The organism is Planctobacterium sp. R6 (genome assembly GCF_055755215.1).
Genome location: NZ_JBVTQY010000010.1, coordinates 70,971 through 93,567 on the forward strand (window position 1 = coordinate 70,971; position 22,597 = coordinate 93,567).

Annotated in this window: 23 protein-coding genes and 1 pseudogene; 15 read left to right on the plus strand and 9 right to left on the minus strand. The window is 45.0% G+C overall.

What is annotated here, in order from left to right; translation table 11 throughout:
• The first annotated feature begins 5 nt into the window (after positions 1-5).
• Both AC0J20_RS08785 and AC0J20_RS08790 read left to right on the plus strand, forming a co-directional pair.
• Positions 6-491 carry a cyclic nucleotide-binding domain-containing protein gene (locus AC0J20_RS08785; RefSeq protein ID WP_229527166.1) on the plus strand — a complete coding sequence of 162 codons (486 nt, stop codon included), beginning with the start codon at positions 6-8 and terminating at the stop codon, positions 489-491.
• A gap of 82 nt (positions 492-573) precedes the next feature.
• Positions 574-1,089, plus strand: a complete 516-nt coding sequence (locus AC0J20_RS08790) for a cyclic nucleotide-binding domain-containing protein (protein ID WP_229527167.1) — start codon at positions 574-576, stop codon at positions 1,087-1,089.
• A 337-nt stretch (positions 1,090-1,426) separates the two neighbouring features.
• Here AC0J20_RS08790 and AC0J20_RS08795 read toward each other — a convergent pair whose 3' ends face one another.
• The 3 genes from AC0J20_RS08795 to AC0J20_RS08805 all read right to left on the minus strand — a co-directional run bounded on the left by AC0J20_RS08795 (position 1,427) and on the right by AC0J20_RS08805 (position 5,767).
• Complete coding sequence (locus AC0J20_RS08795) at positions 1,427-2,875, minus strand: esterase/lipase family protein (RefSeq protein WP_473021389.1); 1,449 nt, start codon at positions 2,873-2,875, stop codon at positions 1,427-1,429.
• Positions 2,876-3,170: 295 nt separating this feature from the next.
• On the minus strand, positions 3,171-4,589 hold the full coding sequence (gene rimO / locus AC0J20_RS08800) for a 30S ribosomal protein S12 methylthiotransferase RimO (RefSeq protein WP_473021390.1): 1,419 nt from the start codon (positions 4,587-4,589) through the stop codon (positions 3,171-3,173).
• A 158-nt stretch (positions 4,590-4,747) separates the two neighbouring features.
• Entirely contained in the window at positions 4,748-5,767 is a 1,020-nt protein-coding gene (locus AC0J20_RS08805; protein WP_473021391.1) for a hypothetical protein, read from the minus strand.
• Positions 5,768-6,073: 306 nt separating this feature from the next.
• On the opposite strand from AC0J20_RS08805, the gene AC0J20_RS08810 reads away from it, so the two are divergent.
• The 10 genes from AC0J20_RS08810 (at position 6,074) to AC0J20_RS08855 (ending at position 14,261) form a co-directional block, all read left to right on the plus strand.
• Entirely contained in the window at positions 6,074-6,445 is a 372-nt protein-coding gene (locus tag AC0J20_RS08810) for a VOC family protein (protein ID WP_473021392.1), read from the plus strand.
• Between the two features lie 252 nt (positions 6,446-6,697).
• Positions 6,698-7,885, plus strand: a complete 1,188-nt coding sequence (locus AC0J20_RS08815; protein ID WP_229527173.1) for a thiamine pyrophosphate-dependent dehydrogenase E1 component subunit alpha — start codon at positions 6,698-6,700, stop codon at positions 7,883-7,885.
• The gene (locus AC0J20_RS08820; RefSeq protein WP_229527174.1) at positions 7,885-8,862 is read left to right on the plus strand and encodes an alpha-ketoacid dehydrogenase subunit beta; all 978 of its coding nucleotides are present in this window, start codon (positions 7,885-7,887) and stop codon (positions 8,860-8,862) included. The genes AC0J20_RS08815 and AC0J20_RS08820 overlap by 1 nt, the downstream gene beginning before the upstream one ends.
• Before the next feature lie 12 nt (positions 8,863-8,874).
• Entirely contained in the window at positions 8,875-10,449 is a 1,575-nt protein-coding gene (locus AC0J20_RS08825) for a dihydrolipoyllysine-residue acetyltransferase (RefSeq protein ID WP_229527175.1), read from the plus strand.
• Positions 10,450-10,954: 505 nt separating this feature from the next.
• Entirely contained in the window at positions 10,955-11,221 is a 267-nt protein-coding gene (locus AC0J20_RS08830) for a hypothetical protein (protein WP_473021393.1), read from the plus strand.
• Between the two features lie 110 nt (positions 11,222-11,331).
• Positions 11,332-12,021 carry a hypothetical protein gene (locus AC0J20_RS08835; protein WP_473021394.1) on the plus strand — a complete coding sequence of 230 codons (690 nt, stop codon included), beginning with the start codon at positions 11,332-11,334 and terminating at the stop codon, positions 12,019-12,021.
• A 50-nt stretch (positions 12,022-12,071) separates the two neighbouring features.
• Positions 12,072-12,506 (plus strand): GFA family protein, encoded by a 435-nt coding sequence (locus AC0J20_RS08840; RefSeq protein WP_473021395.1) that lies wholly within the window; start codon positions 12,072-12,074, stop codon positions 12,504-12,506.
• A 36-nt stretch (positions 12,507-12,542) separates the two neighbouring features.
• Positions 12,543-13,370, plus strand: a complete 828-nt coding sequence (locus AC0J20_RS08845) for an alpha/beta hydrolase (protein ID WP_473021396.1) — start codon at positions 12,543-12,545, stop codon at positions 13,368-13,370.
• The gene (locus tag AC0J20_RS08850) at positions 13,367-13,834 is read left to right on the plus strand and encodes a nuclear transport factor 2 family protein (protein ID WP_473021397.1); all 468 of its coding nucleotides are present in this window, start codon (positions 13,367-13,369) and stop codon (positions 13,832-13,834) included. Before AC0J20_RS08845 ends, AC0J20_RS08850 begins: the two co-directional genes overlap by 4 nt.
• Before the next feature lie 13 nt (positions 13,835-13,847).
• Positions 13,848-14,261, plus strand: a complete 414-nt coding sequence (locus AC0J20_RS08855) for a GFA family protein (RefSeq protein WP_473021398.1) — start codon at positions 13,848-13,850, stop codon at positions 14,259-14,261.
• A gap of 91 nt (positions 14,262-14,352) precedes the next feature.
• Here the strand turns inward: AC0J20_RS08855 and AC0J20_RS08860 are convergent, their stop codons facing one another.
• The 6 genes and pseudogenes from AC0J20_RS08860 to AC0J20_RS08885 form a co-directional block, all read right to left on the minus strand.
• Entirely contained in the window at positions 14,353-15,285 is a 933-nt protein-coding gene (locus tag AC0J20_RS08860) for a hypothetical protein (protein WP_473021399.1), read from the minus strand.
• A gap of 405 nt (positions 15,286-15,690) precedes the next feature.
• Positions 15,691-15,807, minus strand: a pseudogene (locus AC0J20_RS08865) (transposase); the annotation flags it as partial.
• 152 nt (positions 15,808-15,959) lie between these two features.
• Positions 15,960-16,412 (minus strand): hypothetical protein, encoded by a 453-nt coding sequence (locus AC0J20_RS08870; protein ID WP_229527184.1) that lies wholly within the window; start codon positions 16,410-16,412, stop codon positions 15,960-15,962.
• A 93-nt stretch (positions 16,413-16,505) separates the two neighbouring features.
• Complete coding sequence (locus tag AC0J20_RS08875; protein ID WP_473021400.1) at positions 16,506-17,351, minus strand: LysR family transcriptional regulator; 846 nt, start codon at positions 17,349-17,351, stop codon at positions 16,506-16,508.
• A 93-nt stretch (positions 17,352-17,444) separates the two neighbouring features.
• The gene (locus AC0J20_RS08880) at positions 17,445-17,681 is read right to left on the minus strand and encodes a hypothetical protein (RefSeq protein WP_229527186.1); all 237 of its coding nucleotides are present in this window, start codon (positions 17,679-17,681) and stop codon (positions 17,445-17,447) included.
• 19 nt (positions 17,682-17,700) lie between these two features.
• On the minus strand, positions 17,701-17,859 hold the full coding sequence (locus AC0J20_RS08885; protein ID WP_229527187.1) for a hypothetical protein: 159 nt from the start codon (positions 17,857-17,859) through the stop codon (positions 17,701-17,703).
• Between the two features lie 172 nt (positions 17,860-18,031).
• Here AC0J20_RS08885 and AC0J20_RS08890 point away from each other — a divergent pair, with 172 nt between their 5' ends.
• The 3 genes from AC0J20_RS08890 to AC0J20_RS08900 all read left to right on the plus strand — a co-directional run bounded on the left by AC0J20_RS08890 (position 18,032) and on the right by AC0J20_RS08900 (position 22,573).
• Complete coding sequence (locus AC0J20_RS08890; RefSeq protein WP_229527188.1) at positions 18,032-19,486, plus strand: RimK family protein; 1,455 nt, start codon at positions 18,032-18,034, stop codon at positions 19,484-19,486.
• A 14-nt stretch (positions 19,487-19,500) separates the two neighbouring features.
• On the plus strand, positions 19,501-20,610 hold the full coding sequence (locus tag AC0J20_RS08895; protein ID WP_473021434.1) for a peptidase C39 family protein: 1,110 nt from the start codon (positions 19,501-19,503) through the stop codon (positions 20,608-20,610).
• A 133-nt stretch (positions 20,611-20,743) separates the two neighbouring features.
• Complete coding sequence (locus AC0J20_RS08900) at positions 20,744-22,573, plus strand: serine/threonine protein kinase (RefSeq protein WP_473021401.1); 1,830 nt, start codon at positions 20,744-20,746, stop codon at positions 22,571-22,573.
• Positions 22,574-22,597 lie beyond the last annotated feature (24 nt).

The following is a 22,597-nucleotide window of genomic DNA, read 5'->3' on the forward strand; positions in this document are numbered from 1 at the left end:
CATCTATGGATAACGTTAAATTACTGGATATTCTGGGTCGCATTCCGCTGTTCAATGATTTGTCTGAGTCCGATCGTAAGGTAATTGTAGCAATGCCGAAAGCATTTGACGTTTTTTCTGCCGGTGATGTCATCGTCAGAGAAGGCGAAAAAGAAGCCTGTTTTTATATTTTACTGACGGGAATCGCCAAAGTATTTCTCAATGGACAGGAATTGGCCACATTGCGTCCGCCACAATTTGTTGGTGAAGTGGGCTTTATTTGCAATGAACCGCGTATTGCCACTGTGATTGCCAAAGAGCAGGTCATGGCAATGAAGCTGGATGCCGCAAACTTTTCCAAACTGCCAGGTGCCATAAGGGAAGCAGTGAAAGACCGTATTATTGCCGGTCTGATCGCCAGGTTGAGTGATGGCAATCAATCCTTAATGTTGTTGCGTAGTCGAAACAAGTATCCGACATCGGTAGCACAAGGGATGCGCAACATGAATTAAAATTTCCGCTAGGCTTAATTGTTCAGGTGGCCTACAATCAACTCAGACAGAAAGGTTTTAGTGGCTGGAAGTCGCAGGAATTATGAATAATTTAAAGTTAATGGAAATTCTTTCACGGGTCCCTTTGTTTAAGGATCTGCAGCCCATCGAAAGAGAATCTGTACTCAAAATGCGCGCGGTATTTACGCCGATTAAATCCAAAGAGTGCTTTATCAAAGAAGGCGCACATGAACCCTGGTTCTACATTATCCTGGCTGGTAAAGCCACAGTTACCCACCGGGGCCGTAATATCGGCACCTTAATTCCAGGTCAGTTTATCGGTGAAGTAGGCTTCATCTGTAAAGAGCCTCGTTCAGCCTCCGTTATTGCCGAAGATGAAATGGTGGTGATGAAGGTGGATTACGAAGCGTTTCGCAAAATACCGGTAAGAATACGGGAATCCATCAAAGACAAGATTATTTCCGGTCTGGTGGACAGAACCATGCTGTTGAATGAAAAACTCATCAAGCAGGAAGATGAAATGGATCGGCTGAACACCCGGATAGCCGACTATGAAGCCGAAGCCGAAAACCGATTGCCCGGGCGCAAAAATAAATAGTAGCGAAGGTATACCGTTATTGGTGGCTATTTGGGTAAATTTCAGGTGGGTGTCACGGTAATTCTACATGCGCGATTGCGTGTCATTTACTTCAGAAAACTACGTGGACACTCATGCTAAAAACATCATTTTAAAACCATCAATTTGAATTTAAATATGAGCCTGTCCTGTCTATTGCTTCCTGCCAATTTTTACTGACTTGGAAAACTATAGAGGTTTAATAATTAGCACGGACACCCATTCTAAATTCGACATTTCAAACCACACAACTAAACCCAAATACCAGGACTACTTTGCTATTTTGTGATGGCTGTCCCGCTAATATCTTGAATTTTAATCAATCCCTTAGCTTAGCCAGGATAAATTCAATGGCGGTGTCGTTGTTAAAGGAGTCGTGATTGCTGGCAACGATGATCTCTTCGTTGGCTTGTTGATTCAGGGTGGCACTGGTCCATGATACAACACCGTCCGAAATTGTCAGACAGGTATGGCCTGCGCAATGTAATTCATTGTCTGAGCCTACTATCGACCAGGTACGTTCTGGTAGCGGGAATCTATTTAATTTGTTCATCAGTGGATGGTCGGGGCGCAGCACTTCAATACTGTTTGGGCCATGAGTAGCCAGAAATGGACGCATTGGTGGGGTGATGGTCTCAATTCCAAACTTTTCTACCACATCAGCAAACATGTTGGTGAAATTGCTGGGAAGATTAATTAATCCTGCGCCCAGTCTGCCTATCCAGGAGCTGGCCATTTCACTGCCGCGATGAGGCGTATCCAGGAAAAACACATTGTTCAGCCGGGCAGGCGGGCTAAAAATAAAGATATCCTGCATTTGCGGATTGCTTTCTAAGACACTGGCCATGTCTTGCGGTGACTTTGAAAATGCGGTATCCCACAGTTGTTGCCCGGTATCAACGGCAAAGGTTTTGGCAATGATGCCGCCCATACTGTGGCCAATGATACTGAGGCTTTGACCCGCATAATCCGATTGGTGAAATCTCCCCATCATGGTTTTTAATCGCTTTCTCAGTCGCATGGCGTTGTAAAAAGGAGGTGGGCCTGATGGATAAAAGGCATGCCAAATCTGATAGCGCTTGTTCAATGCTTCATCATTCATGACAGCCATGGTGAGTTTGCGCCAAATCAGCGGGCTGGAATTTAAACCGTGGATCATCAACAACGGCGTTTTATTTGGGGAAAATTCCTGAATAGCAAATATGCCAAAACGATGCTCAGCCCGTTCAGCGGTAAGCAAGCCAATAAAGGAAGATTTATCAATATCAGCTTTGTTGATAAGGGTGAGAAATGCCGCAGCCGGTGCATAGGCTAATTGAGATTGATAAAGGGTGTTGCGGTTGTGAGAGGTCATCCGCTTGCCTTTAATATGAATGAGCAGATCCTGGGCTGAAATGCTTACCTTATGGACGTAAAAGGTGATTGGGCGATATATACCTTCCAGCGGATATTCATGGTCATCTATCTCATAGGTGTTCCGTCGATAAGCAACGGCGGTAATGCCAATTCCTGAAAACACCTCAGGCTGTAAAAGGGCCTCTTTGTTTTGCATGTTGGCTGTGAGGTAAATCTCCTCAAAAACCTGACCAAGCCGGTCTGGTTCTGTTTGCACTTGTATATGTGGTGCGGTGAAACTGATTAAATCTGATTGTGATGTCAGGATTTGCAGCAGCGCTGCGTTATAGTGCGGAATTATTTTACTTTTTGATTCTGTATAACGTGTTTCGGCATTGTGCTTAAGCCATTGATGACAGCTAAATAAGGTCATTTGAATCGGCGTATTCTTTTTCGGTGCAGTGCACATGCTGAATAACTGTGTCTGTGATTGTGTCTGTGATTGTACGGAGACTTGATGCAGTTGTTTTATTTGCGAGTCGGAAAGCGAGGGGATTGCGACAATCTTATCTGTTTGCCTGTGCCAATCAATAAAGCGATTGCTACTACAGCCGGACAGTAACAGCTGTAAAAGGCAAAGTAGCGTGATGAAACTGGTGTTGTTCTGATGTGTAGAAGTGATCAATTCAGGGCATCTATATTTTCAGATGCCCTGAGTGTAGTGCAAGTTAGTCTTCTACGCGACTGCCCCACAAGTCATATTCATCGGCGTGTTCAATTAATACGTCGACAAAATCGCCCGGTTGCACCTGAGTATCGCCATTGAGATAGACCACACCGTCTATTTCCGGTGCATCGGCATAGGTTCGGCCAATTGCGCCTTCTTCGTCTACCTCGTCAATCAACACCTGCATAATCAAACCAACGCGCTGTTGCAATCTGTCGGCACTGATTTTTTGCTGTTTTAGCATAAAGCGCTCGTAACGATCTTGTTTTGTGGCTTCATCGATTTGATCCGGTAAATCGTTGGCGGTGGCGCCTTCTACTTCTGAATATTTAAAACAGCCAACCCGATCTAATTGCGCTTCATCCAGAAATTCCAGCAGCTCCTGGAATTCCTCTTCGGTTTCGCCAGGGAAACCCACAATGAAAGTGGAACGGATCACCAGTTCCGGACACATTTCACGCCATTTTTTGATGCGCTCTAAGGTGCGCTCAGCCGCGGCAGGGCGTTTCATCAGTTTCAGAATTCGCTTGTTAGCATGTTGAAAAGGGATATCCAGATACGGCAGGATCTTGCCTTGTGCCATCAATGGAATCACTTTATCCACAGAAGGATAGGGGTAAACATAGTGCAATCGCACCCATATGCCCATGTGACCCAGTTGCTCAGCTAATTCTGTCATGCCGGTTTTTACCGGCATTCCGTCCCAGAATCCGGTTTTGTTTTTAACATCTACACCGTAGGCACTGGTATCCTGAGAAATCACCAGTAGTTCTTTGACACCAGCGTTGCTCAGTCTCTCGGCTTCACTCAGTACTTCACCAACAGGACGACTCACCAAGTCACCACGCATGGACGGGATGATGCAGAAGGTACATCTGTGATTACAGCCTTCAGATATCTTCAGGTAAGCGTAATGGCGCGGCGTTAGTTTAACCCCTTGTTCAGGAATTAAATCGCTGAATGGGTTGTGAACTGGCTTGGGCAAGTTGTCGTGTACTTGCTCTACCACAGTTTCATAGGCATGAGGACCTGTTATTGCCAATACATTGGGGTGAACTTCGCGAATTTCGTCTTCTTTTACACCGAGACAGCCGGTAACAATCACTTTACCGTTTTCCGCGAGGGCTTCACCAATGGTGTCCAATGATTCCTGAACCGCTGAATCAATAAAACCGCAGGTGTTGACGATAACCAAATCGGCATCGTTGTATGTCGGCACCACATCATAGCCTTCGGTGCGAAGCTGGGTCAGAATGCGTTCTGAATCCACCAGGTTTTTAGGGCAACCCAGACTCACAAAACCAATTCTCGCGTTGCCACTGTCAGCAGTCGCCAGATTTTCCTGAGACTGTTGCTCGATAACCTTTTTAGGGGTATCCATTGTAGTGGTTTGCGAGGGATCAAATTGTTTTACGGTCATACAGGGCCTTTAGTCTTGGTGGTAATGCGGTAGTTTAGTTAAAAAGCGCGCGATTATACAGGAAGATGTGTAACGGGGTACAGTCAAAGTCGCTGACGGTCGTGAGTAAAACAAAAAAAAGCGGCCCGAAAGCCGCTAAAGCACAGTGGTAAGTTGGTTTATAAGGTAACGCGCACTATCATGGCCTTACCGGACGCAGAACGGCCATTGATCAGGTACTTATTGTTGCCAAGGTCAGTAACACTGTATACATCTTCCAACAAAGACGCTTTGTCGTAAGTGATGTTATCGAATTGTGGTAACTCACTATTGCTGGCTTTGTCAGACGAGTCTCTTTGCAATTGTGTGTCGCTAAGTGATTGAACCGCGATAGAACCGGTTTTAGAACTGCCGCTGGTGAGGCGACTGGCGTTTTGGTTGTTACACTTTCCCCGATTAACCGCACAGCTTTCAGTGATCTGCCACATCATACCGAACTTATCAGATGACTTGATTTTTACGCCACTGTTAAAAGTCACCGTTTCGTCCAGTTTGGCATAGCCAACAATTAAACGACCATCCGCGCTCACGGCGGAAGCACGATAACGCCATTGCCCACCGTCACCGCTCACACTCATAGTACGGTTCCCGGCCTTGTAAGGGGGTAATTGTCCGTTTCCCGTATCAATGTCGTACTTTACCGGGTTGAATTTGCCATTAACCATTTCAAAGACATGGATGGATGACAGGTCATCTCCCCAGGTCCAGCCATTGGCAATCAAAAGATCGGCCTGAACACCATTGTGATCGTATTTTGCCAACATAGTGCTGTCATAAATACTGGCCCTGTGCATCTGAAATTGTCTCCATGGGCTGTCTTCATCGATAGAATGCAGTGGCGTGAAGCGATTCACAAACTGACAGGTACCGTTTAACGCAAAATCAGTGAGATCCAAGGTGGTGGTAATAGTGCCATGACGGGTATGCTCTATGCCGTTTTCTGCAATCAGCGTAAACGCCTCATCTGTTGATGAGCTGGCAAAAATTTTAGCAATACCAGTGACTCTGCCACCATTGACATAAACGGCGTTGATTGCGCCTGAATAATCCATCGCACAGGTTTCGATTGTCGCAGCCCGGGCCTGTCCAGTAAGAGTTATACTAAATAATGCTATGAGAGCGGCAAAAGATGTTTTCATTGTGTTTTCCTTTTTTACTGCTTATCCGTTTCAGCGGTAATGTGCTGTGTTGGACCTGTAATGTGGGCAAATTTAAAGGGTTTCTCAAAAGTGGTAAACGCGTGTTTTCGCGAATTAGACTAAAGTCGTAATCCGTTAATACTTTAGTCGTAGACAAAAGGATGCATTAGTGTGTTGCCTGTTTTGAGTATCACCTCAACGAAGGCTGTAGCTTATGGGGGGCAGGCTGGCTACGCTTTTTTTAGTCAACTACACTAATTTCACTTACCCGCTATACTTGATGATTCAATACAAGGGGAGTGGTTTATGAAACTAGGCGCATTTTCTGTCAGTCTGGCAGTTAAGGACATTAATAAATCGAAAGCCTTCTATGAGGCATTAGGGTTTGAAGAGTTCGCGGGTAATATCGAACACGGTTATTTAATCCTGAAAAATGACTCCAGTACTATTGGATTGTTTCAGGGTATGTTTGAAAAAAATATGCTGACCTATAACCCAGGCTGGGCACAAGATTGCAGTACGTTGGATAACTATCAGGATGTCAGGGAGATTCAGCAGGCGCTGCGTGAAAAGGGACTGGAACTGTTAGACACCGTTGATGAGGACTCAAAAGGGCCGGGTAGTATCATGCTCGTCGATCCGGATGGTAATCCGGTATTGATTGATCAACACATCTAATTCTGCATCAATAATGTCGCTTTGTAGTTAACTTGTAGACGAGTTATAACAAATTTGTAAAAACTAGGATGGATATCCTAAAAATAACGCAGGCATGGGGCAAATTCTGATTGCCCCGATAAATTTCTCCCAAAAATCGCAACACGTTTTTAAGCGAACAAGACTACACTTACAGCCATCAAATAACGCTGGTTCTGCACGTTCTGAATTTGATAATCAGGTCGTGTGAGACACTCACAATAAGGCGATAATATGAAAACCAGAAACCATCTTTCTCATGTTGGTATTGCACATGAAGTGAATATCATCAGCAACGGGCTGATTGATATTCCTATGCTGCAAATCCTGTCTCAGGACGGTGTTGTCCATAAAGAAGCTGTTGAACCTGAACTTGATCAGGAAACTGCGTTAAAAATGTATACCACTATGCAGTTTACCCGCGTATTAGACGAGCGCATGGTGGCGGCTCAGCGACAGGGACGCATTAGTTTTTACCTGGCTTCTACCGGCGAAGAAGGTGCAACGGTTGCCAGTGCGGCGGCTCTGGAGCCACAAGACATGATCATGTCGCAATATCGTGAACAAGGTTCTCTGGCATACCGTGGGTACAGCACAGAGCAATTCATGAATCAGATGTTCAGCAATGAAAAAGAGCCGAATAAAGGGCGTCAGATGCCGATTCACTACGGTGCCAAAGAACTGAACTTCATGACTATCTCCTCGCCGCTGGGCACTCAAATTCCGCAGGCAGCAGGCTATGCTTATGGTCAGAAAATGGCCGGTGAACCCGCTGTAACCATTTGTTATTTTGGTGAAGGTGCCGCGTCGGAAGGTGACTTCCACGCAGGTGTTAACATGGCTGCGGTACTGAATTGCCCGGTGATTTTCTTCTGCCGCAACAATGGCTATGCCATTTCCACTCCGGCAGAAGAGCAATTTGCCGGTGACGGTATTGCTTCTCGCGGTATCGGTTATGGGGTTAAAACCATCCGGGTTGATGGTAATGATGTACTAGGTGTTTATGCGGCAACGCAAAAAGCCCGTGAAATCGCCCTGGCTGAAAATTGCCCGGTACTTATCGAAGCCATGACCTATCGCTTAGCGGCTCACTCCACTTCTGATGATCCCACCGGTTATCGCTCCAAGGAAGAAGAAGCTAAGTGGCAGGAAAGAGATCCAATTGCCCGTATGGCTAAATGGCTGGTTTCCAAAGGCTGGTTGGATGAAGACGCTAACAAGAAAGAAGTGGAACAAATGCGTCAGGAAGTACTGCAGGAGCTGAAGCGCGTTGAGCAGGTGCCAATTTGTAAAATCGATGAGTTAGTTACCGACGTATACGCCGAAGTGCCGCCAATACTGCAAAAACAACTCAGCGAATTAAAAGCTCATATTAAGAAGTATCCGGAAGCTTATCCTAAAACCGCAGGGAGAATTGACTAATGGCTAAAATGAATATTTTACAGGCGGTAAACAATGCCTTGCATATCGCCATGGAAGACAATGAAAAAGTCATGGTGTTTGGTGAGGATGTCGGCCATTTTGGTGGCGTATTCCGGGCTACCAGTAACCTGCAGGAAAAATTCGGACGCGACAGAGTATTTAACACGCCACTGGTAGAGCAGGGCATCATAGGTTTTGCTAATGGTTTGGCCTCTCAGGGCTCTGTTCCCGTTGCTGAGATTCAGTTTGGCGATTACATCTTCCCGGCTTTCGATCAGATCGTTAATGAAACCGCTAAGTTCCGCTATCGTTCTGGTGGACAGTTTTCAGTAGGCAGCCTGACAATCCGCACACCTTATGGTGGTGGTATTGCGGGCGGTCATTATCACTCGCAATCTCCGGAAGCGTTTTTTGCCCACTGTCCGGGGATTAAAATTGTTATTCCTCGTAATCCCTATCAGGCCAAAGGTTTGTTGTTAGCCTCTATTCGCGACGACAACCCGGTATTGTTCATGGAGCCTAAGCGCCTATATCGCGCTTCTGTTGGCGAAGTGCCGGAAGAAGATTATCAGTTGCCATTAGGTAAAGCTGAAGTGGTCAAAGAAGGTTCTGATATCACCTTGCTGGCCTGGGGTGCACAGATGGAAATCATCGAAAAAGCCGCTGAAATGGCGGAAAAAGATGGCGTTTCCAGCGAAATTATCGATTTGCGCAGTATTCAGCCCTGGGATGCTGATACTATTTGTCAGTCAGTAGAAAAAACCGGCAGATTGTTAATCAACCACGAAGCTCCGTTAACCGGTGGCTTTGCTGCTGAAGTGGCTGCGACAGTGCAGGAGCGTTGCTTCCTGAATCTGGAATCACCTATTGCGCGTGTCTGTGGTTTGGATACTCCGTATCCTTTGGCACATGAAAAAGAATATATGCCAGATCACCTGAAAACCTATGAAGCCATCATGCGTACTATGCACTTTTAATCGGGGAAGACTATGACGACAGAATTTATTTTACCTGATATCGGCGAAGGCATTGTAGAGTGTGAGCTGCTTGAATGGCTCGTTAAAGAAGGCGACCGTATTGCTGAAGATCAGCCGGTGGCGGAAGTGATGACAGACAAAGCCGTAGTGCAGATCCCCGCTATGCACGATGGCGTAGTGGAAAAGCTGCATTATCAAAAAGGCGATATTGCCAAAGTTCACGAGCCTCTGTTTGCTATGACAGTAGACGGCGCGGCAAGTGAGGCAAGCGCACCTGCTGCACAAAGCCAACCAGAGCCAAAACAGGAAGTCGCATCTTCAGGTGCTGCAACCACAGGCGGTGCAGTGATTGACTTTATCCTGCCTGATATTGGCGAAGGTATTGTTGAATGTGAGCTGGTTGAATGGTTGGTAAGCGAAGGTGATATTGTTGCAGAAGATCAGCCTGTCGCTGATGTTATGACGGACAAAGCACTGGTGCAGATCCCGGCCAAAGATGCCGGTACTGTGGTTAAGTTGTATTACGCCAAAGGCGAAATCGCCAAGGTACATGAACCTCTGTATGCTATTCAGACTGAGGGCGCTTCATCTGGCGCTGCGCCTGTGGCAAAAGTGGAGACCAGTTCCTCTGCAAATGTTACTGCAACCGCGAATACTGCAACTGCGAGTAACAATGATGCCCCTGTCAGACAGGGTAAAGCCCTGGCCAGTCCGGCTGTACGTCGCCTGGCTCGTGAAGCGAACATTGATATCGCTAAGGTTCCTGGTTCTGGCAAAAAAGGCCGGGTCATGAAAGAAGATGTTAAAGCTTATCTTGAGGGAGGCGCTAATCAGGCTAAGGCTGCTGACACTACAGCAACTGCTGCTGCGCCGTCGTCTGGTGGCACACGGGTAGAGCCTATTCGCGGCGTTAAAGCCGCTATGGCCAAGCAAATGACGGATTCGGTATTTACCATTCCGCATTTCAGCGTCAGCGAAGAAATCGAAATGGATGCCTTGATTGCACTGAGACAGCAACTCAAACCACAATTTGAGAAGCAGGATGTGAAGCTGACATTTATGCCCATCTTCATAAAAGCCTTGTCGATGGCCTTAAAACAGTTCCCCATCATCAATGCTCAGGTGAATGATGCTTGCACTGAGGTCACCTATTTCGATGATCACAATATTGGCATGGCGGTAGACTCTAAAATTGGTTTGTTAGTGCCTAACATCAAGCAGGTACAAAATAAGTCATTGTTTGAAGTGGCACAGGACGTTAACCGCATTGTTGACCAGGCCAGAGCAGGGCGCTTGTCTCAGGAAGACCTGAAGGGCGGTACTATCAGTATTTCTAATATTGGCGTACTGGGTGGCACCACGGCAACGCCGGTAATTAATAAGCCGGAAGCCGCTATTGTTGCTCTGGGCAAAATGCAGCGTCTGCCTCGTTTTGATGAGAACGACAATGTAAAAGCAGTAAATATCATGACGGTAAGCTGGTCTGGTGATCACCGCATCATCGATGGCGCTACTATGGTTCGCTTCAATAACCTTTGGAAATCCTACCTGGAGAATCCCTATTTGTTGTTGGCCGAAATGAAGTAATCACTTGATTAAAGTTTATGTTTAAATCCCCGCACTCGCGGGGATTTTTTTAAATACCTTTTGGTGGTTTTGCGTATCTGGCTTTTGTTGTCAGGCAATATCGGGCAGTGAAAACAAATGTTTTGGCGCAGATTCAACCCAAGGGTTAACTATAAAAAAAGTAAACCAGGAAGTCCGTATTCATGTGAAAAGATCATTGAGAGCTTAAGGTGTTTAATTTGGGGAAAAAGTCACAACCAATATTGAATCACCATAGTCTATCTAAGTTGTGGTTAACAACGTAGCGGATTTCGCAGAAGACGCAATTAAGGGGGAACAGTGGTAACTTTTTCAGCGATCTCCATAAAAAAGAAAAGCTCACCTTCATCTCGAGAAACACCAGACTATTTATTCCCTATACCCTTTCAGCAATACCACGCGAGCTAAGTAAATTAGCTTTGCGTTATCTATTGATAATTCCAGCCACAAGCCTAAATACAGAGTTTCAATCTTTAAAAAGTGGCTCATGGAAATCACCTCTGTCCTGCAAACCGGATATGTCTGGTTGTTGGTGTTAGTCTTACTACTGTTAAAGGCTCTGTTGATTGCTGGAATGCGGTACCTGGTAAAATGGGGGCGTAAGATGCCTAAAGGCGCCTATTTGTTTTTGGCACTGTTTCCTCTCTTTTCCATATTTCCAATCCCACCACCGCAATTTAAAAATGTAGAGAAAGCCAAACAAGAACAGCGTAAACGCAAAGAAGACGGTGGTGAGCCTCCTGAGCAAGAGTGAAATTCCATCACTTTAATGTCGACAATATATTGAATATTTAGGATATTTATTCGTTTAATATAATGTTATAGCTTAATATTGTCGACATTAAGGGCTTATAAGGAAGGGTAATGGACTGGTATGTGTTTTTCGGAACTTTAAATTCGCTATTGATAGTTGTTAGTGTTTATGGAATTTATGCACAGCTAAACACGGTTTGGCAACGCAAGAGCACAGCCAAACTCAGAAGCGAGAGTACCTCACTGTTGTCGTTGAATCAGTTTACTGTAAGTTATTTTGCCTATCTGGCCTTTTTTATCTACGGCTTCTCTGTAGAGCCTTTTAATCACTATATTGTTTGGCCACGATTACTTGCCGCTATTCTGGTACTTTTGATTTTGTATGAAATATGGGTTGGCCGAAATACCAGAACATCAGCCTGGAGTTTCATTAGCTGCGCAGTCAGTTTAGTTGTGGCGCTCCTGGGCCTTTTGTCAGCTGGAACTTTTGTCGATGAAGGAAAAGTTGTCTCTACTATGATTTTCTGTATCGTTTCTTTTTTATTGGCACAGGGATATTGGCATCAGATAAAACTGGTGATTGATTCAGGGCATACCGGGGCAATAAACCTGAAAATGAGCCAGTTTATTTTGGCAATGGATTTCTCAACCATCGCCTTTGCGTTGACTATGCCGGTAACAGATAGTTGGCCACTGATACTTTTAGCCACTACCAGTGCGATGACCAAACTCATCATTATCTATTTATTTGTCTGGGTTAAGATTAGCCCTGTAGCTGCGAAGAGACGCGTTAACCCATAAGGTGTAAATCTTTTAGCATATTGCGGCCTTTTGTAGTTAAACTACCGACCATGAATAAAGATAATAATTCTGAAATCAAATCAATCGGTTCTTGCAATTGTGGCAAGGTTAAATTTGAACTTCTTCAAGCTTTAACTGATGTTTTTGTATGTCATTGCTCAATTTGTCGCAAAGCAACCGGCAGTGGTGGTATCGCTGTGACTATCGTTCCCAATACTTTATTCAGAGTTGTCAGCGGCAGCGATGCCGTTCGTCAATGGACAAAGCCAAATCATGACTGGTTGTGTAATTTTTGCCAGTATTGTGGATCGCCATTGCCGGGTAAGAATGACGAGTTACATACATATGTGCCGGTGAGTTTGCTGGACAGCGGCTATGAGGAGTTGCAGGTTAAACATCATCTCTTCGTTGATAGCAAAGCTCCCTGGGAGTATATTGCTGGCCCGGGAAAGCAACATCTGCAAGCGTTTCAGCCCTGGTTTTAAAACAATAAAAAAACAATAAAAAAGGAAAAAATTATAGTGAGATGGATTCTATTGTTCAGTTTTACTGCGTTTGCTTTTATTAGCCTGGCGGAAAACAAACAACCTTCAAAAACAGATACAAGTTTTGAACTTCAATCAGACATTCTCAACGAGACTCGCAGCATAACCGTTTACTTGCCGGCGTCTTATGGTGTAGATACTGCCAAAAAATATCCTGTTATTTACGTGTTAGACGGCGAGAGCAATGGCGCACTGGTGGCCGAAGTAAATCGGAGAATGGCGATCTCAGGTGGTGCTAATGAGCAACTGGTGGTGGCTATTCACAGCACAGATCGCATCAGGGATTATGCACCTACTGTGAATCGGGATCCCAGAGGCCCTCTTGGTGAAGGTGGGGGCGGCGATAAGTTTCTACAGTTTTTAAAAACTGAATTAATGCCAGCCATAAATGTGGATTACCGAACTAATACCTACAATACCATTGCCGGACATTCTGTAGCAGGCTTATTAGTGGTGCATAGTTTTCATGCTTACCCTGAGCTTTTTCAGGCGCATTTGGCGTTTAGCCCGGCAGTGTGGTGGGGAGCGAGAGAAACCTCTGTGGCTGCACAAGATTATATAGTGTCTGGTGAGGTTAAGCCCGGATTTTTGTATCTCAATATTGGCAATGAAGCCGGTGAAATGCGAGATGTTTATAACCAGTTTGAAGCCGCAATTCGCAAGAACCGCCCGTTGGATTTGTCCCTGCTTTCAGAGTCTTTTAACTATGACAGCCATGGTTTAACGTTTCCGGCGGGTTTATATAACGCGTTGCGGGGTATGTATCAGCATCAAGTTAGTATTGCTCAAGAGGGTAAGTCATGAAAAAAATCCGGATATGCCTGATTTTACTGGGCTTTATTACAGTGGGTACTAGCGCTGAGCCGCTCTCAGAACAGGAGTTGATTGCAAAAGCTCAAGCTTTTATTGCTGCCAAGAATGCCCGCCAGCAACCCGATTCTTCAGAAAAGGATATTGACCGCTTTATCGCGTTGATTGCTGATGAGTTTGTGGATGAGCATGTCAAATTTAACGTTACTGTGACGGATAAAACAGAACTTAAAAAGGGAATGTTGGCAAAACTAAGCGATGAAATTGAATTTAGCCACATGGAAATTTTGGATATGATGGTGGGACGCAATGTCGTTTTTGTGAAGTACAAAGAGCACGCGAAAGGGAAACCGGCACATCTCGAGCAGTTTATCGAATACTCGACAGTTAATTTAATGTCGCTGGAGTTTAATGAGAAGGGGTTAGTGACCCATATTCGTCGTCATCACGGAATTTGAAACGGAAAAAAATATGTATCATGGTAGCTGCCTGTGTGGCGCAATTAAAATAGAATTAACAGGCAAGATTAGCGATATCATTCACTGTCACTGTTCATTGTGTCGTAAGAACAGTGGTACTGCTTATGCCACCAATGGTTTTATCAATACGGCAGATTTTAAACTTGTTGATGCTCAAAACAAAATGGCGAGTTATGAAGTTAAACCAGGTAAAAAACGCCATTTTTGCGGCCAGTGTGCCTCCCCGGTGTACAGCTCCAACGCAGATAACCCCGGGAAATTGCGCTTGCGTTTGGGTATCTTAGATAGCGATATCAATGAGCGACCCGGCTCTCATAATTTTATGGGTTCTAAAGCCTGTTGGGATGATATGGATGCGCCGCTTCCGCGCTATGACGAATTTGAACCCGCCCGCAGCAAATCCTGACTGCCGCATCAGCTAAGCAGATTACCACACAGACCCGAGTTTGACTGAAACCCTGTAATCTGTGCTAACCTGTGCTCACATGAGCCATGTCTTATTCGCTTTTGTGGCAGGCGTCTTCCTGGTATTTGTCGGGCCAGGGCTCCAGCCAAAATTTCCCATTGTTAACCGGTACCCAACCAGGCAGAATGGGATTGCAAATATTTAATACTTTTCGTTTATCCAGGTTGATATTTTGCATTGCCGCAATAGATGACGGATGTGAATTGAAAAACTGCTCAAAACTACCATCCTGAAAGGCCGTTTTCAGGCCATATCTGAGCCTCTCTGCCAGTGGCAGGTTATGTGCGTTGACATACAGGGCAGTCATGTTTGGGTATCTGAGTAGCAGTCCTTGCTCCATCACAACGGGTTTGTTCTGATGTGTTTCTAACTCGGTTGATATTTGCAGGGCACCACGGGGAAAGTAGTCGAATCGACTATGTATCAACATATCCATTAAGGTACCTACATTGCCAGCAGTGAGTACATTGAGATTATTGTGACCCAATATTTCCGCATCAGACCAGCCGACGCCTTGCCCAGCGATCATACGACTAAGGTCGCGCAGATTTTTTACGCCAGCAAATCGTTCTTCTTCCCCTTTCCTGATGATCAATAACCGGTACCCCATTAATCCTTTTTTTATGGGAATGGGCACCGGCAGAAAGCGCTTGTCCCGCTGAGTATTTACCGTTAGGGCGATGACGTGAATGTCTTTTTGCTTTTCAAGATAATATTCCATGCGTTTTACGGATAATTTATATTCCAGCAACTTAGCCTGGCATGGTCCGAATCTGCCTTCCGACTTTTTTAAAATAAGTTGAATTAGCTGAAAAACATAGTCGTTTTCAGGGGTTTTGGAATCAAACTTGGGAGGAAATACCAGTACCGGGGTCCCATTTTCGTCAATGTCGCAGGCAACTCCTTTGGAGACGAGACCAAAGTATAGAAGTAGCAAAAATAACACAACGCGCTGAAAGTTCATCGCTTGCCTTCATTCTGGTGTGCACTGTATTTTAGCGAACAAAGTCTACGTTTTAGCAAGTGTCACCCTGGCTGGTTAATTGCTATTAACTTGTCAGTTTAGAAGAATTAGAAACGGCGCTGTATTGGACCATAGTATAAGAATACAGGTTAACCTGGATGTTTTAGCTATTCCGGCCCTGACGGGGGTCAAACCCATAAAACCATATAGGCAGCAAGTGCCGCTTCATGCAGTAAGGCCTGGGACTTCAAACGTCCTTTCCAAAATATTTATGGAAAAATTTGAACAGCGTTAGTTGGCTCGAAGGGTGAGTACCGGAGAAGGGGGCGGTTAAAGGCGGTCTGTGTACTCATCTTCCCTGTTGACTTCTTTGGCAATGTATTCGTTTAATGAGCGCATAAACCCGCTGATACCGGTGAATTTATCCTGACCACACAAATAGGCCCTGCGCACACAGCGGGAAACACAATGGTAATAGGGGGTATCTTCAAGGCTGATTTGCGCCTTCCTGGCTTTTGGCATCTGGACTCCTCCTGAGTCTGATAAGAACCACTTCTATTTTGCACAAATCGCTGAGTTTGAAAACTGTACCGAAGTACAGTTTTGATGGCTGTCTTGGTTAAATTTGAATTGAGGTTACGATGGGTGTCCTGATTAAGTTTTTGCGGGGGGATTTATTTACTTTGTAATTGGTTAACATAGTTAACAAAGTCATCGGTGTAGAATTGACTCACTTGTGACCAGCACTGAGCAAAGTAGTCTCTTTGCATGGTGGCCAGCATGCGTCTTTCGTAGGCTTCCATAACCTGTTGCGAAATTCGACACTCTTTGTGTTTCAGATAAACCAGTTCATAGAGCTGAAAGTTACGCCTGACAAACATTTCCACGCGCCATTTGTCGGGTTGGCTGATGCTGGCACCATTGTCTAATTTGTCCAGTATTTCCGGTAATGAGGAATTTATATTGTCTTCAAAAAGATGAATGCTGCGTTCCAGCAACGCCTGGATTGAGTTATTGCGGACCTCTTTGGTGTTTTGGCGTATCTGATAAGACAAATATAACAGGGTGATAACCACGGCGATACCGCCGACAAAATCACCAAAATTACCCAACATTTCAAAGTTCATGCAAGTTACAGCAAGGATTGTTTGTAATTATATTCAGTGTAGCAAAAAATATTGGCGAATAAATGAGGGATTAAAACAGCGGAATTGCCGGGATTATTCACCCGACAAATAATCGATAACTTCCTGCATGCCTCGCTTATTAGTGTCGGCCAGGTAATGGATATAGGTTTTGATTTCAATGGGGACGGTCTCCAGCCGATCCATGTTACCCGAAAATGAGTCGGCAATTTTGTCCGGCAGAATAAGACTACCGCCATTTTTGGCAAAATATGACAAGGCGACCTGGATGGAACCCGTTCGAAAGTTTGCCTGTCGCGTTTTGGGATATTGCTTCTCAATGGCTTCGCTGGATTTTACTCCCCAGTCAATATGGATATATTGCTCTAATGCTTGCTCTATATCTTGCTGATTACTGCTATACAGGGCCAAAGACGATGTCAGGATACAGTCGCTTACCACTTCATCAGATTTAATTGGCTCAAGGCTAAAAGCCAGGTCTATCAGGCGTTCGTGAAGCAGGCGCACCATAGATTCATTATTGATCACCTCTGCGCGTACAGTCAGGTCGGTAAACTGGTTTTGAATCCCGGGCAACTCATCTTGTAAATACAATTCCCAGGCATTAGGAGTACCTGCAATAACAATGTGTTGAATTTCAGTGTCTTTCAGGGATCGCCTGGCTTCGCCCAGGGTATGACTCAAATTTTCGGCAAAGGGCAGCAGCTTTTCGCCAGCCAGGGTTAGCTTAATACTATTGCGCTGCCGCACAAATAGCGCTGTATTGAAGTACTCTTCTAATTGCTTTATACGGGCACTCACGGCTGACTGAGTAAGATATAGGTTTTCGGCAGCTTTGCCAAAATGCCGTGTTCTCGCCACTTCAATAAAGGTGTTTAAAAAGCGTATATCCATTGCATCAAACATCTCGAACCTTTTCATGCGTTGATACCTCGGATTGGTTGAAATTACAAGTTGAACAAACAAAATGGGTGTCATAGACACCCATTTCACTATGAATTTGTGGTTAACTGCTTAGCTTTTAGGCAGTTGAGTTACCGGGGCGTAGCCCTCGGATTCCAGTTCTGCATTAACACATTCCAGCAGGTAGGCGGACAATAGTGCACTGCCAATACCTTCATCTGCAGCGATATCTTTACAGTATCCTATGATCTCATTGAGCAATTCTTTCGGGGCTTTTTCTGCTTCATTGGCGCTGGCATTAGTTTGTACTGCCAACAACGATGCGATTAACAACGTTTTAAGTTTCATTTATTTTCCAGTTCAACAGTTAATTTTTTTCTTTGCGCATTTTGCGTATTTTGGTTCGACCGTCTTTACTTCTTATACGAGACAGACTTCTGTCTAACAAATATAAGTTAGCGTTGTTTTTACGGGTCCATTGTTCGTTGTCATCCGCAGAATCAAACGTCATCTTTGAAGTTGCCATTTTCCTCTCTGGTTAATGATTGGCAATGTTCATAGTGATGTAATAATAAACAATGTGGAAACGAATAAATTTGTTCGTAACGATAAAAAAATGTCGTTTTAACTCCCGTAACAAGAGCTGTAAAAAGCGCCTGACTATTAAATTCACTGTTAAACAAGGTAACTATTAAACAATGGCTAAGACCATCGTTGTCGCCGACGACATCAATCATTTGCCCACATTGGATGCCACCGTTGTGGATTTTGCTCATTACCTGGCTGAGTTTCCTAAACTCAACGAGGGAAAAACCCGGGTGATCAACCTGTGCAACACCGAGGCTTATCTGAGTCAGGGCTATCATTGTTCATTGCTGGCGGAAGCCCGGCAGCACAAAGTAATGCCTTCGGTGAGCACCATAAATGATTTAGCCTATGTGGATAACAAGGCGGGGCGCGTCGTGTTGACCTTGCCAAGAGGGTTAATTAAGCCCCAGGAAGTGATCACCGATAAACCGATTATGGTGTATTTTGGTTGGTGTGAAGAGGAATCCGCAAGCCGTCTTGCTACGTACTTATTTGTGAAGTTCCCAAGTCCTATATTGCGAGTATTGCTTGATCAAAAAGACGGTCAGTGGCAGGTTGTGGTGCAGGATGTCTATTTTCAAAATCTGAGCCAGCCTCAGCAACAATTGTTTTTCAAACAACTGGATCTGTTTACCCGCAAGGTCTGGCGTAGTCAAAGCCGTAAAAAGTATCGCTGGGATATGGCCATCTTGGTAAACCCTAATGAAAGAACACCGCCCAGTGATAAAGTGGCTCTGAGTAAATTTGTTCGGGCAGCAGAGCAGCATGGGATTCGTGCTGAACTGGTAACCCATGAACAAATCGACTTACTGAACCGATACGATGCCTTGTTTATTCGGGAAACCACCGCAATCCAGAACCACACATACGCGTTATCTCGCAGGGCTGAGCAGGAAGGCTTAGTGGTGATGGATGACCCGACATCGATATTGCGTTGTTGCAATAAAGTGTTTTTACAGGACGCCTTTAGCTATAACAAGGTGCCCGCACCGAAAACCCAGTTTGTTACCCGTTACACGCCTGAGATTCTGAATCAACTGGAACTGGACTTTGGCTATCCCATGGTGCTGAAACTACCCGAAAGCTCGTTTTCTCTTGGGGTTTTTAAAGCAAAAGAACGCAAAGAGCTGGAAGAGTATTTATCGAAGTTACTGAGTGAATCTGCGTTGGTGTTGGTTCAGGAATACCTCTATACCGAGTTTGACTGGCGAATTGGCGTACTAAATGGCAGAGCCCTATATGCCTGTCGATATCACATGGCTCGCAATCACTGGCAAATCTACAACCATGGTGCGAAGCGCAGTACCTCTGGTGGCTTTGATACTATGCCAACCTTCGAAGTTCCCAAGATGGTGTTAGATGCGGCAATAAAAGCCTGTAGCTTTATTGGTAATAGCTTGTATGGCGTAGATCTTAAGCAGATTGAAGACAAGGTGTACGTTATTGAAGTGAATGATAACCCCAGTATTGAGAGTAAAGTGGAAGATAAATATCTGGGCGATGAACTATACATGCAGGTAATGCAGGAGTTTGCAGATCGCCTGGAAGCCAGGGGCAAAGAGTGAATACAGCAGTAAAAATGGCAACAGCGGAATTGATTCAGGAAGCTAAAAGCTCTGATATTCAGGCGCTTGTTGCATTGGAAGCCCAATGCTTTGCCACTGACAGGTTGAGCAAACGGCAGTTCCAGCACTGGTTAAAAGCTAAAAACAGAGTGTTTCTGGTGGCCAAAGCCGGAAACGGGGATTTATTGGGCTACGGGCTGGTTATCATGCGCAAAGGAACACGACTGGCCCGCTTGTATTCTATTGCTCTGAGTCAGTCTGCAAGGGGAACCGGATTGTCCGGACGCTTGTTAACCGCACTGGAGCAAGGTTCGGTAGACATGGGTAAATTCTTCATGCGCCTGGAAGTCGCCAATAACAATCAGGCTGCAATTCAGCTTTACCAAAAGCAAGGGTATAAGGTGTTTGGCGTCTATCAAAAGTATTACGAAGATGAATCAGACGCACTGCGTATGCAAAAGTCCATACGCCAGGCATACAGTGCCAAGGTAACAAAGGCTTTCCCCTGGTATCAGCAAACGACTGAGTTTACCTGTGGGCCATCTGCGCTAATGATGGCCATGGCATCAATGGAGTCCGACTTTCAGTTATCACAACTTACTGAACTGGACATCTGGCGAGAGGCCACCACAATATTTATGACCTCTGGTCACGGTGGATGTCATCCGTTGGGATTGGCGTTAGCTGCTGCGAAACGAGGCTTTGAGGCCAAAGTTTACATGAACCAGCAAGTTCCGTTGTTTACCGATGGGGTCAGGAATGAGAACAATAAACGCATTCTAAATTCGGTTGAGGAACAATTTCTGGAGCAAGCCAGACAAGCGAATATTGAAGTGTGTCTTGCTGAATTATCTCAGGAGGATATAGCTGAAGTGTATCAGCTTGGTGGCAGAGTTTTATGCCTGATCAGCACTTACCAATTTAATGGTAATAAAGTTCCTCATTGGGTTACGGTCACGGGCATTGATCAACAGTGTTTGTATCTGCATGATCCGGATCTGGATGACGACAAAGAACAGGCAATTGATTGCCAACATATCCCGATTGCTCTGGAGGATTTTGTGCAGTTGTCACGCTACGGTAAAGCCAGATTGCGAACCGCTGTTGTCCTGTTTCCGCGCTGAATGCCCTTCCTGTAAAATGCTTAAAGGTCCGGCACTTAACGTTAAGTCCGGGCCTAAATAAGTTGATGCAGATTGCGCTTTCGCTTACCTTGTAGCCCTCCGTCAATACTGAGTCGGTTAAATAGCGCGATACATGACCACCTCTAACTTAAAACACTTTTATATCCCGGAAGAACAGTCAATTTATCTTTTGTCGCATCAGGATGCACAAAAATTAAAAGACTGGTTGCAACTCTGTAAAGAGCAATTGCAGTTGCTGGGTTATGAGCACATTGAGCTGATAGGCAAGGGCGCGTTTGGTTTTGCCTTTGCCGGTATTTCGCCTGAGGGACAGCAGTTAGTGTTTAAGTTTTCACGAGCTAATTTACCCCAACATGTTCAGGACAGACTGGAAGAAGAAGCCTTTATGCTGAATCATGTGGAGCATCCCAATGTACCACCTCTGGTGGAATTTCAGCGCGTAGGCAAACAGGCTATTTTGGTCATGGAACGTGCATTAGGCCTGGATTTAGAGCAACTGAGTTTACAGGAAGGGCCATTAGCGGTGCCTAAACTGATTCATATTGCTTTACAAATGACCGATATCCTCAACAGCTTGCGCGCTTTTAAGCATCAGGGCCAGGATAAACCCATAGTGCACGGTGACATCAAGCCATCAAATATTGTTTATAACCCTGAAAATGGCGATGTTGGTCTAATTGACTGGGGGTCTTCGGTTTTTGCTCAGGTGGACGCCTCCGGGCAGTATGTCAGCAATAATGTAATGGACCTGATGTCCGGTGATTTACAACAAACCAATGCGCGCTTAGGCGATGTCTATTTTATAGGTGAAGAGCAGCTAAACGGTGAGTTGTCATCTCCCAGATTTGATGAACAGGGGTTAGCCAGTACACTCTATGCCTTGGCCTCAGGGCAATCCTGTCGTTTTGGTAAACGGGTTATCACCCCCAATTCCGTAGGGCTTCCTAAAGAAATGGCACAAACCCTGACAGCCATGTTAAGTGACGATGTTCATCTTAAACGGGAAGCCGGGGATTATTTTCTGCGGAACATGCATTACATGGCCAACCTGGTTTTTGGCGACCCAAAAATCGCCCCCGAACAGGCGTTAATTCCCTGCTGGCACCACGAAGATCAAAAAGAAATAGACACTGTGGTTTACAGCTCAAGAAAATCGTTCCTGCGGGAAGAGGGAGACAGTAGTGAATTGCGTTACCTGAATGATGCGCAATTTGAACGCTACTACAAAAATTATATGCAGGGCATGGGCGAAAATGAAAAAGCCTTTGTCAGCGCAGTTTCACGACTGGGTAAGTTTCCGGTGTTGGGTGGTATTGTGGTTCGCTGGCAGGCAGATGGCGTCTATATCGATTCTTCTTTGAATATTAACCGGCCTGCGCTGCTGCCTTCCTTTATTGCGTCGGTTAATAACGTCGTGCGTCTGGCACGAGCCATTCACCGGGTAGGTATATTTAAAAGTTGTATGTTCAATGCCAGAGATACCTTGCATGTCGAAAGAACCTCAGTTGAACAGCCCTTTATTCCGGCAGCTGATGACGCGATTTTTTATGAAAAAAGTTTGATTTCAGCCTTGGAAGAAGAAGGAAGAACCCATAGTTACTTTGAGGATGGCGATGATCCGGATGAATTATTACGACTCCCGGAGCCTATGCTGGAAGTGATTAAACGGTTAAATAATATCCATCATACCGGTTGCATTATTTTCGAGGCACTAACACTGCATTTAAAAGTGCACAGTTATTACAAATTACTGGATCACAGTAAAGAAAACGAATTTCGTGAATGTTTGCAGCAAATTGTTGCATTAATACCGAAAATCGAAGGCGAAGGGATTTCCGGTTTTATGAAATTACCCTATAAAGATACCCGATTTTTTGAACATCATGATCATCTGCCGGATAAATACTATCCGAAAGATCCAAGAGGAAACCAAAATCATTAATCGCGAAATAATTGAACCGCTTTC

Bases quoted from the DNA above. Each gene is read 5' to 3' on its own strand.
- AC0J20_RS08785 (WP_229527166.1), top strand. From the start codon at position 6: ATGGATAACGTTAAATTACTGGATATTCTGGGTCGCATTCCGCTGTTC.
- AC0J20_RS08790 (WP_229527167.1), top strand. From the start codon at position 574: ATGAATAATTTAAAGTTAATGGAAATTCTTTCACGGGTCCCTTTGTTT.
- AC0J20_RS08795 (WP_473021389.1), bottom strand. From the start codon at position 2,875: ATGACCTTATTTAGCTGTCATCAATGGCTTAAGCACAATGCCGAAACA.
- rimO (WP_473021390.1), bottom strand. From the start codon at position 4,589: ATGACCGTAAAACAATTTGATCCCTCGCAAACCACTACAATGGATACC.
- AC0J20_RS08805 (WP_473021391.1), bottom strand. From the start codon at position 5,767: ATGAAAACATCTTTTGCCGCTCTCATAGCATTATTTAGTATAACTCTT.
- AC0J20_RS08810 (WP_473021392.1), top strand. From the start codon at position 6,074: ATGAAACTAGGCGCATTTTCTGTCAGTCTGGCAGTTAAGGACATTAAT.
- AC0J20_RS08815 (WP_229527173.1), top strand. From the start codon at position 6,698: ATGAAAACCAGAAACCATCTTTCTCATGTTGGTATTGCACATGAAGTG.
- AC0J20_RS08820 (WP_229527174.1), top strand. From the start codon at position 7,885: ATGGCTAAAATGAATATTTTACAGGCGGTAAACAATGCCTTGCATATC.
- AC0J20_RS08825 (WP_229527175.1), top strand. From the start codon at position 8,875: ATGACGACAGAATTTATTTTACCTGATATCGGCGAAGGCATTGTAGAG.
- AC0J20_RS08830 (WP_473021393.1), top strand. From the start codon at position 10,955: ATGGAAATCACCTCTGTCCTGCAAACCGGATATGTCTGGTTGTTGGTG.
- AC0J20_RS08835 (WP_473021394.1), top strand. From the start codon at position 11,332: ATGGACTGGTATGTGTTTTTCGGAACTTTAAATTCGCTATTGATAGTT.
- AC0J20_RS08840 (WP_473021395.1), top strand. From the start codon at position 12,072: ATGAATAAAGATAATAATTCTGAAATCAAATCAATCGGTTCTTGCAAT.
- AC0J20_RS08850 (WP_473021397.1), top strand. From the start codon at position 13,367: ATGAAAAAAATCCGGATATGCCTGATTTTACTGGGCTTTATTACAGTG.
- AC0J20_RS08855 (WP_473021398.1), top strand. From the start codon at position 13,848: ATGTATCATGGTAGCTGCCTGTGTGGCGCAATTAAAATAGAATTAACA.
- AC0J20_RS08860 (WP_473021399.1), bottom strand. From the start codon at position 15,285: ATGAACTTTCAGCGCGTTGTGTTATTTTTGCTACTTCTATACTTTGGT.
- AC0J20_RS08870 (WP_229527184.1), bottom strand. From the start codon at position 16,412: ATGAACTTTGAAATGTTGGGTAATTTTGGTGATTTTGTCGGCGGTATC.
- AC0J20_RS08875 (WP_473021400.1), bottom strand. From the start codon at position 17,351: ATGAAAAGGTTCGAGATGTTTGATGCAATGGATATACGCTTTTTAAAC.
- AC0J20_RS08880 (WP_229527186.1), bottom strand. From the start codon at position 17,681: ATGAAACTTAAAACGTTGTTAATCGCATCGTTGTTGGCAGTACAAACT.
- AC0J20_RS08885 (WP_229527187.1), bottom strand. From the start codon at position 17,859: ATGGCAACTTCAAAGATGACGTTTGATTCTGCGGATGACAACGAACAA.
- AC0J20_RS08890 (WP_229527188.1), top strand. From the start codon at position 18,032: ATGGCTAAGACCATCGTTGTCGCCGACGACATCAATCATTTGCCCACA.
- AC0J20_RS08895 (WP_473021434.1), top strand. From the start codon at position 19,501: ATGGCAACAGCGGAATTGATTCAGGAAGCTAAAAGCTCTGATATTCAG.
- AC0J20_RS08900 (WP_473021401.1), top strand. From the start codon at position 20,744: ATGACCACCTCTAACTTAAAACACTTTTATATCCCGGAAGAACAGTCA.